General features: G+C 37.1%; 16 protein-coding genes. 2 read left to right on the top strand and 14 right to left on the bottom strand.

Going from position 1 to position 16,039, the window contains the following annotated elements; genetic code table 11:
- Position 1: 1 nt before the first annotated feature.
- From Q0A08_RS03835 to Q0A08_RS03885, 11 genes are all read right to left on the bottom strand, one after another.
- Entirely contained in the window at positions 2–730 is a 729-nt protein-coding gene (locus Q0A08_RS03835; RefSeq protein ID WP_438464989.1) for a DUF4956 domain-containing protein, read from the bottom strand.
- A gap of 327 nt (positions 731–1,057) precedes the next feature.
- Entirely contained in the window at positions 1,058–1,618 is a 561-nt protein-coding gene (locus tag Q0A08_RS03840; protein WP_438464990.1) for a GNAT family N-acetyltransferase, read from the bottom strand.
- Positions 1,619–1,744: 126 nt separating this feature from the next.
- Positions 1,745–2,059: a 4a-hydroxytetrahydrobiopterin dehydratase gene (locus Q0A08_RS03845; protein ID WP_438464992.1), complete on the bottom strand. Its 315-nt coding sequence runs from the start codon at positions 2,057–2,059 to the stop codon at positions 1,745–1,747.
- Between the two features lie 62 nt (positions 2,060–2,121).
- Positions 2,122–2,709 carry a phospholipid scramblase-related protein gene (locus Q0A08_RS03850; protein ID WP_438464994.1) on the bottom strand — a complete coding sequence of 196 codons (588 nt, stop codon included), beginning with the start codon at positions 2,707–2,709 and terminating at the stop codon, positions 2,122–2,124.
- A gap of 378 nt (positions 2,710–3,087) precedes the next feature.
- Complete coding sequence (gene paaZ, locus Q0A08_RS03855; protein WP_438464995.1) at positions 3,088–5,145, bottom strand: phenylacetic acid degradation bifunctional protein PaaZ; 2,058 nt, start codon at positions 5,143–5,145, stop codon at positions 3,088–3,090.
- Between the two features lie 62 nt (positions 5,146–5,207).
- Positions 5,208–6,305 carry a 1,2-phenylacetyl-CoA epoxidase subunit PaaE gene (gene paaE, locus Q0A08_RS03860; RefSeq protein ID WP_438464996.1) on the bottom strand — a complete coding sequence of 366 codons (1,098 nt, stop codon included), beginning with the start codon at positions 6,303–6,305 and terminating at the stop codon, positions 5,208–5,210.
- A 22-nt stretch (positions 6,306–6,327) separates the two neighbouring features.
- Positions 6,328–6,921 (bottom strand): 1,2-phenylacetyl-CoA epoxidase subunit PaaD, encoded by a 594-nt coding sequence (gene paaD / locus Q0A08_RS03865; RefSeq protein WP_438464997.1) that lies wholly within the window; start codon positions 6,919–6,921, stop codon positions 6,328–6,330.
- Entirely contained in the window at positions 6,905–7,681 is a 777-nt protein-coding gene (paaC, locus tag Q0A08_RS03870; protein ID WP_438464998.1) for a 1,2-phenylacetyl-CoA epoxidase subunit PaaC, read from the bottom strand. Before paaC ends, paaD begins: the two co-directional genes overlap by 17 nt.
- A gap of 11 nt (positions 7,682–7,692) precedes the next feature.
- Complete coding sequence (paaB, locus tag Q0A08_RS03875; protein ID WP_063337190.1) at positions 7,693–7,974, bottom strand: 1,2-phenylacetyl-CoA epoxidase subunit PaaB; 282 nt, start codon at positions 7,972–7,974, stop codon at positions 7,693–7,695.
- A 1-nt stretch (position 7,975) separates the two neighbouring features.
- Positions 7,976–8,965, bottom strand: a complete 990-nt coding sequence (gene paaA / locus Q0A08_RS03880; RefSeq protein ID WP_438464999.1) for a 1,2-phenylacetyl-CoA epoxidase subunit PaaA — start codon at positions 8,963–8,965, stop codon at positions 7,976–7,978.
- A 438-nt stretch (positions 8,966–9,403) separates the two neighbouring features.
- Positions 9,404–9,817 (bottom strand): DoxX family protein, encoded by a 414-nt coding sequence (locus Q0A08_RS03885; RefSeq protein WP_438465001.1) that lies wholly within the window; start codon positions 9,815–9,817, stop codon positions 9,404–9,406.
- A gap of 422 nt (positions 9,818–10,239) precedes the next feature.
- On the opposite strand from Q0A08_RS03885, the gene Q0A08_RS03890 reads away from it, so the two are divergent.
- Positions 10,240–11,256, top strand: a complete 1,017-nt coding sequence (locus Q0A08_RS03890) for an MBL fold metallo-hydrolase (protein WP_438465003.1) — start codon at positions 10,240–10,242, stop codon at positions 11,254–11,256.
- Between the two features lie 36 nt (positions 11,257–11,292).
- Here Q0A08_RS03890 and Q0A08_RS03895 read toward each other — a convergent pair whose 3' ends face one another.
- Together Q0A08_RS03895 and Q0A08_RS03900 are read right to left on the bottom strand one after the other, a co-directional pair.
- Positions 11,293–12,474 carry an AAA family ATPase gene (locus tag Q0A08_RS03895; protein ID WP_438465004.1) on the bottom strand — a complete coding sequence of 394 codons (1,182 nt, stop codon included), beginning with the start codon at positions 12,472–12,474 and terminating at the stop codon, positions 11,293–11,295.
- 56 nt (positions 12,475–12,530) lie between these two features.
- Positions 12,531–13,349, bottom strand: a complete 819-nt coding sequence (locus Q0A08_RS03900) for a helix-turn-helix domain-containing protein (RefSeq protein ID WP_438465006.1) — start codon at positions 13,347–13,349, stop codon at positions 12,531–12,533.
- Positions 13,350–13,429: 80 nt separating this feature from the next.
- Between Q0A08_RS03900 and Q0A08_RS03905 the strand changes: the two genes are divergently transcribed.
- The gene (locus Q0A08_RS03905; protein WP_438465007.1) at positions 13,430–13,909 is read left to right on the top strand and encodes a carboxymuconolactone decarboxylase family protein; all 480 of its coding nucleotides are present in this window, start codon (positions 13,430–13,432) and stop codon (positions 13,907–13,909) included.
- Between the two features lie 889 nt (positions 13,910–14,798).
- On the opposite strand, the gene pcaF is transcribed toward Q0A08_RS03905, so the two are convergent.
- A complete protein-coding gene (gene pcaF, locus Q0A08_RS03910; protein ID WP_438465009.1) occupies positions 14,799–16,025 on the bottom strand; it encodes a 3-oxoadipyl-CoA thiolase in 1,227 nt (408 codons plus the stop codon).
- Positions 16,026–16,039: the final 14 nt, after the last annotated feature.

The following is a 16,039-nucleotide window of genomic DNA, read 5'->3' on the forward strand; positions in this document are numbered from 1 at the left end:
ATCATACCCCTGCAATATTATGTTGCTCGAGTAATGAGGTGTTAATCTCTGGGTATTGTTTTTTAAGATCTGAGATCAAAGAATCCACTTGCTCAGAGTCTATAACTGAAACAAAAAAGGTAGCATCAAAATGTTTTTCCCCAACATCGAAACGCCTCATTTCCATTCTTTCAACATGCTTTAATACTGTTTCTTTTACTTTGGTTAAGCAGGTATCAGAATTAAAATTTAGCTTAGGTCGATAGTTTAATGATAGGAAAAGTCCACTTTCGTCATAACTTTTTACTTGTTGTTTTTTTGCTAAAGTAACCAAGCCCAGCGTTGAGATACAGGCAACAAGCGCGGCAAGTGTTTGACCTGCACCTAACGCTACTGCTATCCCAATATTCAAGAATAAATACAGAAGCTCTTCAGGCTCTTTTATAGGCGTCCTAAATCTAACAATTGATAAGGCTCCCACTAACCCTAACGCCAAAGCAAGTGATGCCTTAACAACAGTAATAATCAAAATTACAGATAGCATTAATAAAGGGAACAGTCGCGAGAAATCTTGTCTATTACAAAACGCCGAGGAATATTTTCTAAAATGTAATCCAATAGCAGTAGCTAGAATAAAGCCTAATATTAGATTAAAAAGCAAAGAAACGAGCTGCACACTCGCGAAAGGAAAAAACATGGATTGAATTTCTTTAGGTAAAAACGCGATTAAAAACGGATCAATAGATTCCATAGAGCCTCCTGTACCGACTTCATATAACCCCACTCCTGGCGCTACTTAACATATAAAGTCTGTGTTTTGTTAATTGCTAATCATATTGAGCATTTTTTAAGCCAATATTAATTAATTCATTAAAAACAGTCGGTTAGCCTAATAAAAACTTATCAATTAGTATTTAGTAATGGATATGTTATTTTTTGACTCTCAATTTGAGAGTCAAAATTAAATAAGCTTATTAAAATATGAACGAATGAGTATGTTATTTCAGGTGATCAAACTAAGGATTGAAGCTGACTTTTTAAGTTAACTTCAATCCAATTACGATTTCAAAGGCTTTTTTTATGCAAGTTCTGCAAAGGGCATTGTTTGATTTGTTTTTTGAGTGTGAGTGCTGATCCAATATCTGGCAATTGGTTTAAAGTTAACTCTACCATTAATAATAGATTCAAGTTTACCACCACTGGCTTCTATAGCCTTTCGCGCAGCGACATTAGACTCATCGGCTGTAATTAATGCGTTTTCTATATCTAAACGTCTTAGTTTCTGCTTGGCTAAATATAATGCTTGCTTTGCAATCCCCTGCTTTCTAAAGCGAGGCGATACATCAAGACTGATATGTCCTCCTTCAGAAGAAAGGTAAGGTGTATCTATGTGATGTCGTATTCTTAGCACGGCCATAATTTCGTGATGATCATTTATCAACCAATAGTGATTACAGCGTACTTTACCTTCTGCGTTATATATCCCCTGCGCTTCATCTTTTAGTTGATTAACATAGGATTTAAAACCAATTCTAGCCGCTTCATAGTGCAACGAATTAATAGGGTCACTTAGCTCAAAGTCTCTATAAAATCTTAAAAAAGCATTTTCAAGAACACTTGTTGGCGATATAAATTCCATTTCTCTCTCCTTGGCGCCTTTCTGTCATATTTTCGTAATCAAGAATTGACTATAGCCACAAAGAGAGCGTTTTGCTGTCATAAGATAAATTAATTTAAAAAGATCACTTTCTCAGCAAATCACAGTCTAAAGAGTGAAATGCAAGAAAACTTTATCCATATGATCAGCGAGTTCAAAATCTTTAGTTGAAATACCTTTAACAGAATGAGTTGTGAGCTGAACATAAACACGGTTATAGCAATTTTTCCACTCTGGGTGATGATCAACTTTGTCACAATAAAGTGCACACATAGTCATAAAACCAAATGCTGTTTGAAAATTTTTAAACTCAAAGTTTTTAGTTAACTTCTTATCTTCAATACACCAGTTAACCTCATCGTCAAAGTTCAGCTCTGCTAACTTTTGAGTAAGTTGCTGATTTGAGAGTGCTGCCAATTTCATATGTCGCCCCTTTCGATATTTTTCACTAAGTTTGTATATTTAGCTTAGGTTGTAAAATATTTTTATTCTTTAAGCACCATATCTATACACATAACAGCAGCTAAAATAAGTTTTCTAACATCATGATCAGCTTCAATTTCCTCAGCAATTTTAAGTACATAGTTATCAGCACTTGAAAAAAGCTCCTGTCCTATACCGGCCCATTTCTTTGAAACATGTGCAAACTCTTGATCATCACGTTTAAAATAGAAATCCCACCCCGTCCATTTACCAGATAAGGTACATATCACCTCATCATTTTTATCAAGGACATCAAAGCGACCACCGATAGATAAAAACTTCTGTTTAAATCCACCTATTAGTTCATTGTTTTCATCTCGTACCTCAACTTTTGACAAAAAAATTGAGATCCCACGCGTGATTCGAACTACTCGTTGGTCATCAGGCGTTCTAATTTGTACATCAAATGGAGTCATTCTTTTGTAGTCTGTAAAGCGAAGTAATTTAGTAATCAACCCCAGATTTGGTTCACGACATTCCATGATCAATTCGCCATTTTCTGGATCATAAATATCAAAGTTATTAGCCGCTTTAAATAAACCGATATGTTCTTTGACTAAAAAGAGATTTTTATTAATTACCTGGCTCACGCTGACATCCTATTAGGGTTTAAAAACATCAATTTATCACATTAGCAATGAGATTAGTTGAGAATACATATCAGTACTTTTGGTCGTAATGAGTCATAAATCTGACAAACAAAAATCACACACTGTATAAACATACAGCATTTGGTTATATTCAATATTTTTGTTTATTCGTATTTAATTATAGAAAGGCAGCTTTGCAGTATATTATTCGTACAGTTTAGTGCGATATGTGTACAAAATAATCGTAATTCAGTGTCTGAAGATAAGATTTATACGGTGTAAGAAATTATACTGTATATACGTACAGTATAATTTCTCTAGTTTGGATCCTTTCTAAAGAAATTATACTGTCTGATATTTTTAGTGATTAAACGGTATTTACTGCAGGCTATTTTCTTTAACTCCATCTTTAGCTACTAAGGTTAAAATATCGTAACTAGCCACCAGCACATCATTTTGATCGGTTACTTGTACATCCCAAACAACAACTCCCTGTGGTTTTCCATCTTTAGATTCTTTACCTTGATCAATTTTTCTCTTACAGGTTAACCTTGCTCGGATTGTCGTACCAATGGGTACTGGTTCAATAAAACGCAAATTATCAAGGCCATAGTTTGCTAGCACAGGTCCTACACCAGGGTCGACAAATAACCCAGCAGCAGCTGATAGAACAAAATATCCATGAGCAATACGCTCACCGAATTGTGATTCTTTGGCAGCAATATCATCAAAGTGCATATAAAAATGATCACCCGATAAGGAGCCAAAGTTCACAATATCTGCTTCGGTTATAGTACGTCTATGGGTTAATAACGACTCTCCAATTTGAATTGATTCAAAACTACGTCTAAACGGATGAACATCTGTTTCTATTACCTCAGCCCCCCTTACGTATTCGCCAGTAACGGCACTCAACATGGTCGGAGAACCTTGAATAGCCGCTTTTTGCATATAATGATAAACCGCATTAATGCCAGCTAACTCTTCTCCACCACCAGCACGGCCCGGGCCACCATGTTTCAAAAATGGCAAAGGAGAGCCATGACCAGTTGACTCTAATGAGGCTTGTGCGTCTAGAATGTGTAATCTGCCATGCAGAGCAGCCAAGCTTGGGATCATTTTGGCGGCTATCATTGGATCCTTAGTGCATAGCGTTGTGACTAAACTACCTTTGCCTAAGGCAGCTATCGATAAAGCATCATCAATAGAATCGTACGGCATTATGGTCGCAACTGGGCCAAATGCTTCAACATCATGTGCTGCACAATTGATTAAAGGTTGATGATTAACAAATAGATGTGGAGAAATAAACGCACCTTTCTGACAGCCAATACCTTGAGGCTTGGTATCCTGTGAATAAACCAGCTCACTCGTTTCACTTAACTCTGCTATTTTTGCTTTAACATCCTCAAGTTGCTCAATTGACGCCAAAGCCCCCATTCTGACGCCTTCACAATCTGGGTCACCATATGAAACCTTTGCAAGCTTTTCACTTAGCTTGTCGATCAAGAGTGGCATGGCCTCTCTTGGTACTATAATGCGCCTAATGGCTGTACACTTCTGCCCCACTTTTGTCGTCATTTCTTTAAATACTTCACGAACAAATAGATCGAACTCACTATCCTCGCGACTAATGTCTGGTGCCAGTATCGCTGCATTTAATGAGTCAGCTTCAGCATTAAAAGGAATTGAACGCTTAACAATGTTTTCGTGGTTTTTTAATAATCGGGCTGTTTGAGCTGAACCCGTAAAGGTAACAACATCTTGCTCAATCAATTGACCCAATAAATCTCCTGTACTTCCTATAATCAACTGCAAAGAACCTTCAGGTAACAAACCAGAATCATTCATCAAACGTACAGCAGCTTCAGTGAGATAACTGGTTGCACTGGCAGGTTTTACAATACAAGGCATACCAGCAAGAAAGCAGGGAGCAAATTTTTCAAGCATTCCCCAAATAGGGAAGTTAAATGCATTGATATGTACAGCAACGCCACCTTTTGGGACTAATATATGGGTACCAGCAAAATTATTATTTTTCCCTAGCGGCATGGCACTGCCTTGATGTATCAAATTACCAGATGGAAGTTGGTTTCTTCCCATACTTGCATACGCAAATAAAGTTCCAAACCCACCTTCTATATCTATCCAGCTATCACCACGTGTCGCTCCAGTTTCTCGCGATAATTGGTAAAGAGATTCCTTATGCTCAAGTAAATATTTAGCAAGGTTTCGAAGACATGTTGCTCTTTGTTGAAAGTCCATATGCATCAAGGCTGATTGCCCTTCTTTTCTGGCATATTGAGTTACTTTACTAAAATCAGGCTTTTCTGCATGTGTATAGCCAATCACATCACCATTAATGGCGCTTTTTAATGCGCTCTTCTTTTCTTCACCTATCCATTGGCCATTTAAAAAACTTTGGAATATCTTCATGAAAACCTCTATTTGCTTATTCGTTTAGCAATTAAATTAATTATTATTTTTGGGATAAGAGTTTACTGATCGTAACTCAGCACTACCTTGCTCGTAATGGGATAACATTGGCACGAGAGCACATAACCAGCTTCAACTTCATAATCTTCTAGTGCGAAATTCACATCCATTTCTACTTCACCTTCAATTACTTTTGCTTTACAGGTAGAGCAAACACCAGCGGTACAGGAGTAAGGTAAATCTGCACCAATATCATTACCTGCTTCAAGAATAGTTTTTGAGTTATGAGGTAATTCAAACTGCATTTCTCTACCGTCATGTATCACTGTAATATCGCTCTTCTCGAAGGTTTGAACAGCTTGATTGCCTTGTTTTGTTTGACGCCTAGCAGTTGAATCAGATTCTGTATGAAATAGTTCAAAATGAACTTTCTGTTTATCAAGGCCTTGCTCTATCAGACTAGCTGCTACTTGCTCTGTCATGGATTGAGGGCCACAAATGAAAGCGCCTGATAATTCACTAACCTGCATTAATCTTTTCAATAGCAATTGACACTTGTTTGCATCGATACGCCCGTTATAAAGGTCGATATCTTGTGTCTCACGACTAAAGATAAACACCAAATTAAATCTATCCATGTAGGTATTTTTTAAATCTTCTAATTCGTTACGAAACATGGAGCTGGCTGTTGAACGGTTGCCATACATTAGCGTCACTTGACTCTTTGCATCTTGTTCTAAGCAGGTTTTTATAATGGATAAAATAGGAGTAATACCACTACCGGCTGCAACAGCTAAAAAATGTTTACTCTCAGGTGCTTTTGAATCAAGAGCTAGACTCAAATCTGCACCAAATCTACCTTGAGGAGGCATTACTTCAAGGGTATCCCCTTCTTTAAGATCATGATTTGCAAAACTAGAAAAGAGACCATTCTGAACCTGCTTTATACCGACTCTAAGCTGCTCATCATTAACACTTGAACAAATAGAATAAGATCGCCTTATATCAGTATCCTCAATGTGTTTTTTAAAAACGAGGTACTGACCTTGTTCATATTTAAATTTGTCTTCTAATTCATCAGGCACTGAAAAATAAATAGAGACAGCGTCGCGTGTCTCTCTTTGTATCTTACTAATGGTTAGTGGGTAAAATTTGTTCATAACATTTAATACTCATCCAGTGTTAAATACACTTAAAATAATCAAAGGCCTCACGACAATCATTGCATTGATATAATGCCTTACATGCAGTCGAACCAAATTCGCTTATTAATCTAGTATTTTCGCTATTACAATGGGGACACGTAATCTCGCGGTCTATTAAACTTGATTTAGAAACAAGTCCTTTAGGAGGTGCAATTCCAGCGTCTATCAGCTTTTTTCGCCCTGTGCTTGTAATAAAATCACTCGTCCAAGCGGGAGACAGAACCTGTTCTATTTTAATGTTCTGATAACCTGCATGACACAATGCCTCTAAAATCAAATCATTGATGAGATCAGTTGCAGGACAACCTGAATAAGTGGGTGTTACCTCAACAAAAATTTGTCTTAAGCTAAGGCTTACACTACGAATAATGCCTAAATCAACAATGCTAACTGTCGGAATTTCTGGGTCCTGCACTTGAGTTAGAACTTGCCAGATAGATGTCTCGTCATACTCAAGAGGTTTACTAAGGTCACCTAGAATATCTGTAGCTAAAATTTGTTCCTTAGCCGAGTTTAGATAAGGAGTGCTGTCCATCAATGATTTAGGGGAAGGCCTACCATACTTTTGCATCTGGATATGCCCTCTGCAGATATTGCATTTCAGCTAAAATAAAACCTAACAACTCAGTATGCTCTCCTTGTTTACCACCTTTATACATCCAGGCATCATAATCAGGATTAATTAACTTAGCTTGCGACAGCACTGTCTCAATTGAATGCTTCCACAAACCAGATATTTTATGAGAATCAGGAATAAGCCCAACTCGCTCCAAAGTATTTTCAAGGTGATCATTCGTTATAAGTTCACCGGTAAATCGCCACAATTGATTTATCGCTGATTGCATTTTTTCGTGACTTAGCTCAGTTCCATCACCTAATCGAATCATCCATTGGCTCGAACGCCTTAGGTGATAAGAAACTTCTTTCACTGCTTTGCTAGCAATAGACTTAATACGCTCATCTTTAGAGTCCTGTAACGACTCTAAAATTGATAAATGCCAAGCATCGAAGAAAAACTGTCGAGTAATTGTTTCGGCAAAGTTGCCATTTTTTTGTTCAACTAAAAGGACGTTATAAAACTCATGGGCATCACGTCGAAAGGCTAAATGGTCTGCTGTACGTTTTAATGGATCTAATTCACTGGCGTACTCATACCAATTTTTTGCTTGTCCAATTAAATCTAGCGCAACATTACTAATTGCTAACTCTTCTTCTAAAGAAGGTGCATCACCGCAAAGTTCGCATAACCTTTGTGACAGGATTAAATTTGAATCAGCTAACCTGAGCAAATATGTAAATAAAGAATGAGTGTGACTAGTATTTGTATTCATCAAAGATGTCCTTACATATGACCGACTTCATCAGGTAGTTCATAAAATGAGGCGTGGCGATAAATCTTATCTTCAGACGGATCAAACAAAGCCTCTTTGTCATCTAATGCCGACGCTGTAATCATCTTTGAAGGAACAACCCAAATGCTGACACCTTCGCAACGTCTGGTATAAAGTTCTCTAGCATTTTCCATCGCCATGGCATCATCTATCGCATGAACACTACCTACATGCTTGTGGTTCAGACCATGCTTACTTCGTACAAACACTTCATATAATGGATATTCTGACATCTTAAGCTCCCTTCATTGATTCTTGTTTTTTGGCATAGGCAACAGCGGCTTCTCTTACCCAAGCCCCCTTATCAATCGCATTTTTACGTTTAGCTAATCTTTCTTGGTTACAAGGACCATTACCCTTTAACACGGCGTAAAATTCACCCCAATCAATTTCACCAAAATCATAATGACCCGTTTCTTCATTCCACTTTAAATCCGGATCAGGTGCGGTACAGCCTAGAAATTCAAGTTGAGGAATCGTTTGATCGATAAACATTTGGCGTAATTCATCATTGGATTTACGTTTAATTTTCCAAGCTAAGGATTGCTTAGAATTAGGTGAATCATCATCGGTAGGGCCAAACATCATAAGAGACGGCCACCACAAACGATTGATTGAATCCTGAACCATGGCTTTTTGTCCATCTGTACCATGTTGCATTATGGTTAATAAAATTTCGTAGCCTTGGCGCTGATGAAAGCTTTCTTCTTTGCAAATTCGCACCATAGCACGTGAATAAGGGCCATAAGAGGTTCGTTGTAGTACCACTTGATTGACTATGGCTGCACCATCCACGAGCCAACCAATTGCCCCCATGTCAGTCCAATTTAATGTTGGGTAATTAAAAATACTTGAGTACTTTGCCTTACCCGTGTGTAACTTTTCAATTTCAGTATCTCTATCTGCACCAAGAGTCTCCATAGCGCTATAAAGGTACAAACCATGACCTGCTTCGTCTTGTATTTTGGCTAACAGCTGCAGCTTTCTTTTTAATGTCGGCGCTCGGGTTAGCCAATTACCTTCAGGTAACATACCAACAATTTCTGAATGGGCATGTTGAGAGATTTGTCTAATTAAGGTTTTTCTATAAGCTTCTGGCATCCAGTTCTTTGCTTCAATTTTAATTTCAGCATCTATTTTTGCTTGAAAGTCACTCTCGTCCTGACTCATTTCATCCTGACTTTTGACTTTTTTAACGCCGGTTTCCACAAGTTGAGCGTACATTACTACCTCTACATCTACTTAAAATGGTTATTACATTCCACTAATTACAAATAAGTTTATGACACAACAAATATCAAACACAAGAATTTTAAGTATCATAAATTATTATCAAACATAACCATTTTAATTTTTTAAAGCTAAGATGTTGTTTTAAATAGACATTATTAAGATACATTAAATTTAATAAATTATTAATTTACGTATCGTAATAGAGAAAAAACCAATAGATAGGAATGGCTGTGAGAAAGAATAACTATTAGTGTAGGAAGAGTTAAAAAACTAAAAGTTACTAAATACTTTAAGGAAAACTACAAATTTTAAAAAACACAAGGCTCATCTGCTAAAGCCTAGTGTATCTTTTGATTTAGATTACATTGAGATGACTAGAAGGTGTATTACAGCTCAAGAGGGATATTGATAGAGCCTTAATTTGCTTACTTAATCAGCTTGAATTGCGTAACGACCACTGCCTAATAAAGCAATTACTAGCCCAGAAAGCAAATAAAAGCCTTGTAATTCAAGCGCCCAACCTCCCGTGTTATTAATACTGAAAATTTCTGTCATATGTACTAAACCTATCGCAAATAACATATTGCCAGCAATCAACAAGCCTGCAATACGACTTTGAAAACCGATTATTAACATAAGTGGTGCAAATAACTCTCCTATAAAAACGCCATAGAGCAAAAAATTTGGTAATCCAAAGCTTGTTAATTGCGATGCTATAAAGCCAAGTGAATCTGCATTCCCAATTTTAGCTAAACCGTGCATCAATAATAAAGTGCCTAGAGTCAAACGGATTAATAGTTTTGCTGCATTTTCATGTTGTAAGTGTGCTGTTATTTTATTCAATGTAGTTACCTAAATTTTGTTTAACATTTATTAATAAAACTCTAAATTTAAAAGACCCGAAGACTCTTCTCATTTTAATTGACTTAAAAGCATCTAAAAATCCTCAATCATAAAACACACAATTGCATAATTATGACTAATAGAATCATATTTAATGTTAAAAATAAGCAAACTCTAATCTGCATTTTTGCACATTAATTCTTGCCATTCGTCTATTTTGAAACAATTTATTTAGCGTTACATTTGTCTCAGCTTCTTCTACGCAATAGAAACTAGTAAATGGAATAGATTAAAAAGCTTTGCAAGATAGCCCCTTTGCAAGCAGTAGAAGGGTAAGAGATAAATACTAAGAGACTGTATTTATATTTTAGAACTAATCCAATATTCACCTGAGGTTAACAATGACTTTCACAAAAGTACGAATGGCACTAATAACAAGCTTAATGTCAGCAACACTGGCATTACCAAGCTTGTCTAATGCAGCAGCAACTACAATGGTAGAGACCATTCAACCAGGGCAATACATTCCAAACTTAATTCAAAACCGCTATACACAACCCTATGTTTTGCAGGCATTAACACAGAGAACTTACTTTGTTGCGACAGGTACTCACAATGCAACGTTTTATGTATCTGATAAAGGTGTGATGGTAATTGACCCACTTTCAAATGGTGGGGCACAATCAGTTATTAAAGCAATAAAAAGCGTTACTGATTTACCTATCACTGCCCTAATCTATTCTCACTACCATTTAGATCATTTATCTGACGCACAAATATTTGTAGATAATGCGAAAAAAGAAAACGTGAATCTTAATATTATTGCCCCTGAAGCAGTCGCTGATCAAGTGACACGATACGGAAACCTGGTACCGGTTCCAACACAGGTTGTTAGTGCTGAAAAAAATTATTTTATGTTTGATGAATTAAAAGTCTCTATCACGGCAGCAAATGACACCCACAGTATTGATAACTCAATGTTCCTATTAGAAGGTGAAGGTGTACTTCATTATCCTGATGCAATTGAGCCAGAGGACTTTATTCCATACTTCAGACTAGTTGGTGCGTTAGACATAGCTCCACTTGAAAACAATCTAAAGAAAGTAAAAGAAATGGATTGGAAATACCTTAATGCTGGTCATGGCAACATAGGCTCACGTAAGGATATAGATAAACATCTAACCCTTATTAATGATATTCGAAACTCTGTAAATATGGCTTTTTCTGAAGAACCTTTTGGCAAATACTTCACCCCTAATGCGGATATTTTAGTATCAGTACATAAATTCCATAATGGTGTCGCAGAAAATGCGTTAGATAAATTAAAAGCTAAATATGGCAAACATGGCAGGTTTGATGCGGCTATGAAGAGCCATGTTGAACTAATGATAACAAACCTAAGTTATTATCAGATGCCGCATCAAGAACAACATGACTAATAGTTAGCAATTGTGCCAGGCTTTTTGGGCCTGGCATTATTTACTTGCATCTGGCCAAACCCAATGAGGCTCGTCAAGCATGCCTTGACCCACAACGCTTGTTTCCCCCAACTCTTTTTTTAAGCAGATACTGTGACAACCTTCATGCTCTTCAAGGGCAGCAATAAGCCTTGAAGCATGAGATACGACCCAGACTTGAGTTCGCTCAGAAGCGCTGACAATAAGCCTTGCCAAAGCAGGCAATAAATCTGGATGTAAACTTGTTTCAGGCTCATTAAGTACCATTAATGGTGGAGGTCTTGGTGTTAATAGTGCCGCCACCCATAATAAGTACCGTAAAGTGCCATCTGATAACTCCTGCCCGGATAAAGGCCTTAACAAACCATATTGGTAAAACTCGATCGCGAAACGAGCATCTTCTTTTATCGCTATCTTTAAATGCGCTCCTGGAAAAGCATCACTAATGGCGTCAGCCAAAGCCTCATGACTCCCAATTTCATTAATCGTTTGCAGTGCAGCAGCAAGATCTCGACCATCATGATGTAAAACTGGCGTTCTTGTCCCTAATTGAGCATGCCTTGCAGGCGCATCCATGTCACTTCTAAAATGATCATAAAAACGCCAATGTCTAATATTATCTCTTAGAGTGATTACTTCTGGCGTTTTATCTGGGTCTGATATCTGACTAAAAATACTATCGAAAGTGGCTATATTTTGACTCATTACCTGCCAATTACGTTTTTCTCTAATTTTAATCAAGCTTGCATCTCTGTCGATGAGAGACGATGCTGGACGATATGTACTTGAGCCAGAGTGACAAGCCCAAATACATTCTCTTTTAATCTCAGGATCTAATGAAAAAGCAGAATTACTTGGTTTAGGTAAACCTAAAGAAATTGAATATCCAAAGTCATCTCCTGTGAAGCCTAGCCTTAAACGTTTCGTCTTGCTTCTTGGTCCACCCTGTATAGGGATCTCACTTCGTCTCATTCTATCTGAAATAACTTCTGGACCAGCCCAAAAACAAGCCTCAAGCCCTCCTTCTTTTGCGAGAGCGTTGACAACCCCTCCTTGGGCAGTTTCAGCTAATAATCTCAAGGCTTTATATAGATTAGACTTACCGCTAGCATTGGCGCCCGTTATCAAATTAAGTCGACCTAAAGGGATAACTAACTTAACTAATGAGCGGTAATTTGAAATCGATAGCGTGTTTAACATGAAAGCTTCCATTTTGATGTCTTATTAACAAGACGAATTAATTGAGCGCGCTCAATTTAGTTATTTTCCTTTAATTTCCGATACTGTTTTGGCGTGAGTTTCATAAAATATTTAAACTCTCGTATAAAATGGGCTTGATCATAATAGCCATTATCAATTGCTAACTGAGTTAAGCTTTCATAATCCCCACTTGATAGCCTACCTTTAACCTTATTTAGCTTCATGAGCCTTTGATAAACTTTTGGACTGATACCAACGTACTGTTTAAATTTTCTTTGAATTTCTCTAGCGGAAACACCAGACATATCCGCTAATAACTCTAATGGCATATCCTGTTCGCGCTTAAAAAGAGTAATGAGAGATTCTAATTTATCCTGAGCTTGTAAGTGATAATTAGACAAGTTACTAATTAAACCTTCTTCTACTTTTCTCAGTAAGCTTTCACCTGTTACTGCTTTAATTTCAGTTTCAAATTTGATGTACATATGATGAGCATTTGCAAAACGTTTTTCATTAGAAATGTCTATTCTATCAATCAATTGCTCCATTCCACTCTCTAAGAAAGGACAACCAGTACCGGGGTGAAAATTAATACCGAGTGTGCAAATTTGATTATTAAAAACAATCTCAAAAAGCGCTTTGCTTGGTCCTACTACCGCGGCCTGTTTTGAAACCCTGTGCGAGTGATTATTTCTTGTTAATCTAATTTCATCACCATAGTTAAACAAAATGCAAGAACCACAATCGCTTAGCAAGCTAAAGGCCAATACCTCTTTGTTCTTATCATGCCGTGCCAACCATATGGTTTGTACATAATCACCCAAAGGCGGTTCTGGAGAGATTTTAAGATAATTAATATCATCAAGTGTTGGCATTAAGTCGTTTTTATCCAATTTTTAATAAAGCACTCAGTCTAATCTTGCTTCATACGATTAATCCATTAAGGAGCAATACCATGTCACAAAGACTTAACCATTTTCAAGCATCCCCTGGCGCAATGAACACTTTAATTGAAGCTGAAAAGTATATTTCTAGCTGTTACAAAATCAAAAATACTTTGGATAAAACCCTATCAGAATTAGTAAAAATACGTGTATCACAGATTAATGGCTGCGCTTACTGTCTTGATATGCACAGCAAAGATGCAAGAGCATTAGGAGAAACAGAGCAAAGGTTACATAGCTTGATAGCATGGAGAGAAACAAACTTCTTTAGTGAAAAGGAACGTGCAGCTTTAGCTTGGGCCGAAGCAAATACATTAATTCATCAAAATGAAATTGATGATCAACTATATAAGTCAACGAGAGAGCATTTCTCAGAAGAACAGCTGGTAGATTTGACCTTGGTTATTACCACGATAAATAGCTGGAACCGTATAGCGATAAGTTTCAAGCCCGAAGTGGGCGGGTATCAAGTTGGCGACTTTGACCTTTGATCACCCTAGAATGTTTATTGAAATAATGGCAATTTAAGTAGAGTAAATGCTTAAGCGCTAAATTGGCCATCTATTGTCTATCTCGAGAATAGGTGGCTGTACTACCGCATTTACTTTAAACTTACAAAATATTTTGAAATATAAATGGATTTTTTTATTTCTTTTTGGAATATACAAACATTTTATCTATAACTAATTTTATAACAAGGCATCCCTGTATAACTTAGATTATAGGATTAACATCGGCAAAGTTGTTAAAATAAATGTGCTTTAGGATCTGAGTAAATTGCTATCTAGAATCGTCTATTCTCATAGTTTCGAAAACACCTATTAATCCCCGTAAAGAGACTCTCTTTGGGTTATAGTCAAACAAGTAAAAATATCAAAAAGTAATCGCACAGCCCTTAAGGCACTGAAAATCATACTGTTTTACTCATCTTTCATACTTATTTTTTTTCATTTCCAGCGAAAAAGAACGTAATTTTATTACTTCTATCGACTCTCTCAACACCTATTCGTCAAGCAACAAATAATAAGATAAGTTGGTTTTAGCTTTTTAAAAATCATAAATAATTATCACAAAGCAATGAATGCTTTTGGCAGGGAAAGTGTGGGTTAGGCGCTTAGCAATTATTTAAGGAATACCTTAACTAATAAGTTGTCGACAGAAATAATAATGAAAAATACACGCATAAAATTTAGTGAAGAAATTTGTTCAAAGCATAAAATTAAAGCTTTTATACTTAACCTCTCAATAAAGACGATTATATTTATACAAATCATCCCTCAAATCATAATATTTTGCTTTTTATATGAATGCCTTTAAAGGTCAAAACTGATCATTAAAGGCATTGTTTCATCACTTAAGGTTTAGCAGCAGAAAAGCAAACTAAATTCGCTCTATCACAATTGCAATCCCCTGACCGACACCTACGCACATTGTACAAAGCGCATATTTTGACCTCTCACCCTTGATCGCTCTTAACTCTAGTTCATGTAGCGCAGTGGTGATTAAACGAGCACCGCTCATTCCTAAAGGGTGCCCTAATGCAATTGCACCGCCATTGGGATTAATCCTAGAGTCATTTTCATCTAAATCTAAGTTGCGAATAACAGCAAGCGCTTGAGCAGCAAAGGCTTCGTTTAATTCAATTACATCCATGTCATCTAATGATAAACCAAGTTGCCTCAATACTTTTTGTGTTGCTGGTACAGGACCAATTCCCATAAACTTAGGCTCAACACCTGTAGTCGCCATAGCAAGTACCTTTGCTCTTGGCTTCAAGCCATGCTCAGTGATGGCCTCATCATTAGCCAAAAGCAAAGCACAAGCGCCATCGTTTACACCGGACGCATTTCCAGCGGTTACACTGCCTTCGTTCCTAAAGGGTGCTTTAAGTTGAGCTAACTTCTCTAAGCTGGTTAACCTTGGGTGCTCATCCTGATCAATTATGATGTCTTTTTTCTTTCTCTGTTTAATCAAGACTGGCGTAATTTCTTGTTCAAAGCGCCCTTCAGCTTGCGCTTTAGTTGTTTTTTCTTGGCTTAAATAAGCAAAAGCATCTTGATCAAGGCGACTTATTTCGTATTTTTGCGCTAAATTTTCAGCCGTTTCTGGCATAGAATCTACACCATACTTTTCTTCCATTAAGGGATTTATGAAACGCCAGCCTATCGTAGTATCAAAAAGTTCTGCTTGACGACTAAAAGCGCTTTCGGCTTTCCCCATGACCATAGGTGCTCTAGACATTGACTCTACGCCACCAGCTATCATCAAAGCACTTTCATTTGTCTTTAACGCCCTAGCAGCATACCCAACGGCATCCATACCCGAACCACATAAACGGTTAATAGTGGTACCCGAAACAGAAATAGGAAGGCCTGCTAATAAGGCACTCATTCTCGCCACATCTCTATTATCTTCCCCCGCTTGGTTAGCGCAGCCTAAAATCACATCATCAACCTTGTTCCAATTCACCCCGTGATTTCGAGACATGAGTGATTTGATTGGAATAGCGCCTAGGTCATCGGTTCTAACACTCGACAGAGATCCAGCATATCGACCAATTGGGGTTCTAATTGCATCGATAATATAAGCATTTTGTAATTGATTCATTTATAACACCAAAA

This window comes from Marinomonas sp. PE14-40 (assembly GCF_051623805.1).
Taxonomy (GTDB): domain Bacteria; phylum Pseudomonadota; class Gammaproteobacteria; order Pseudomonadales; family Marinomonadaceae; genus Marinomonas.

Bases quoted from the DNA above. Each gene is read 5' to 3' on its own strand.
- paaD (WP_438464997.1), bottom strand. From the start codon at position 6,921: ATGCAAAAGTATGGTAGGCCTTCCCCTAAATCATTGATGGACAGCACT.
- paaE (WP_438464996.1), bottom strand. From the start codon at position 6,305: ATGAACAAATTTTACCCACTAACCATTAGTAAGATACAAAGAGAGACA.
- Q0A08_RS03835 (WP_438464989.1), bottom strand. From the start codon at position 730: ATGGAATCTATTGATCCGTTTTTAATCGCGTTTTTACCTAAAGAAATT.
- paaC (WP_438464998.1), bottom strand. From the start codon at position 7,681: ATGAATACAAATACTAGTCACACTCATTCTTTATTTACATATTTGCTC.
- Q0A08_RS03905 (WP_438465007.1), top strand. From the start codon at position 13,430: ATGTCACAAAGACTTAACCATTTTCAAGCATCCCCTGGCGCAATGAAC.
- paaB (WP_063337190.1), bottom strand. From the start codon at position 7,974: ATGTCAGAATATCCATTATATGAAGTGTTTGTACGAAGTAAGCATGGT.
- paaZ (WP_438464995.1), bottom strand. From the start codon at position 5,145: ATGAAGATATTCCAAAGTTTTTTAAATGGCCAATGGATAGGTGAAGAA.
- Q0A08_RS03840 (WP_438464990.1), bottom strand. From the start codon at position 1,618: ATGGAATTTATATCGCCAACAAGTGTTCTTGAAAATGCTTTTTTAAGA.
- Q0A08_RS03890 (WP_438465003.1), top strand. From the start codon at position 10,240: ATGGCACTAATAACAAGCTTAATGTCAGCAACACTGGCATTACCAAGC.
- pcaF (WP_438465009.1), bottom strand. From the start codon at position 16,025: ATGAATCAATTACAAAATGCTTATATTATCGATGCAATTAGAACCCCA.
- Q0A08_RS03845 (WP_438464992.1), bottom strand. From the start codon at position 2,059: ATGAAATTGGCAGCACTCTCAAATCAGCAACTTACTCAAAAGTTAGCA.
- Q0A08_RS03900 (WP_438465006.1), bottom strand. From the start codon at position 13,349: ATGCCAACACTTGATGATATTAATTATCTTAAAATCTCTCCAGAACCG.
- paaA (WP_438464999.1), bottom strand. From the start codon at position 8,965: ATGTACGCTCAACTTGTGGAAACCGGCGTTAAAAAAGTCAAAAGTCAG.
- Q0A08_RS03895 (WP_438465004.1), bottom strand. From the start codon at position 12,474: ATGTTAAACACGCTATCGATTTCAAATTACCGCTCATTAGTTAAGTTA.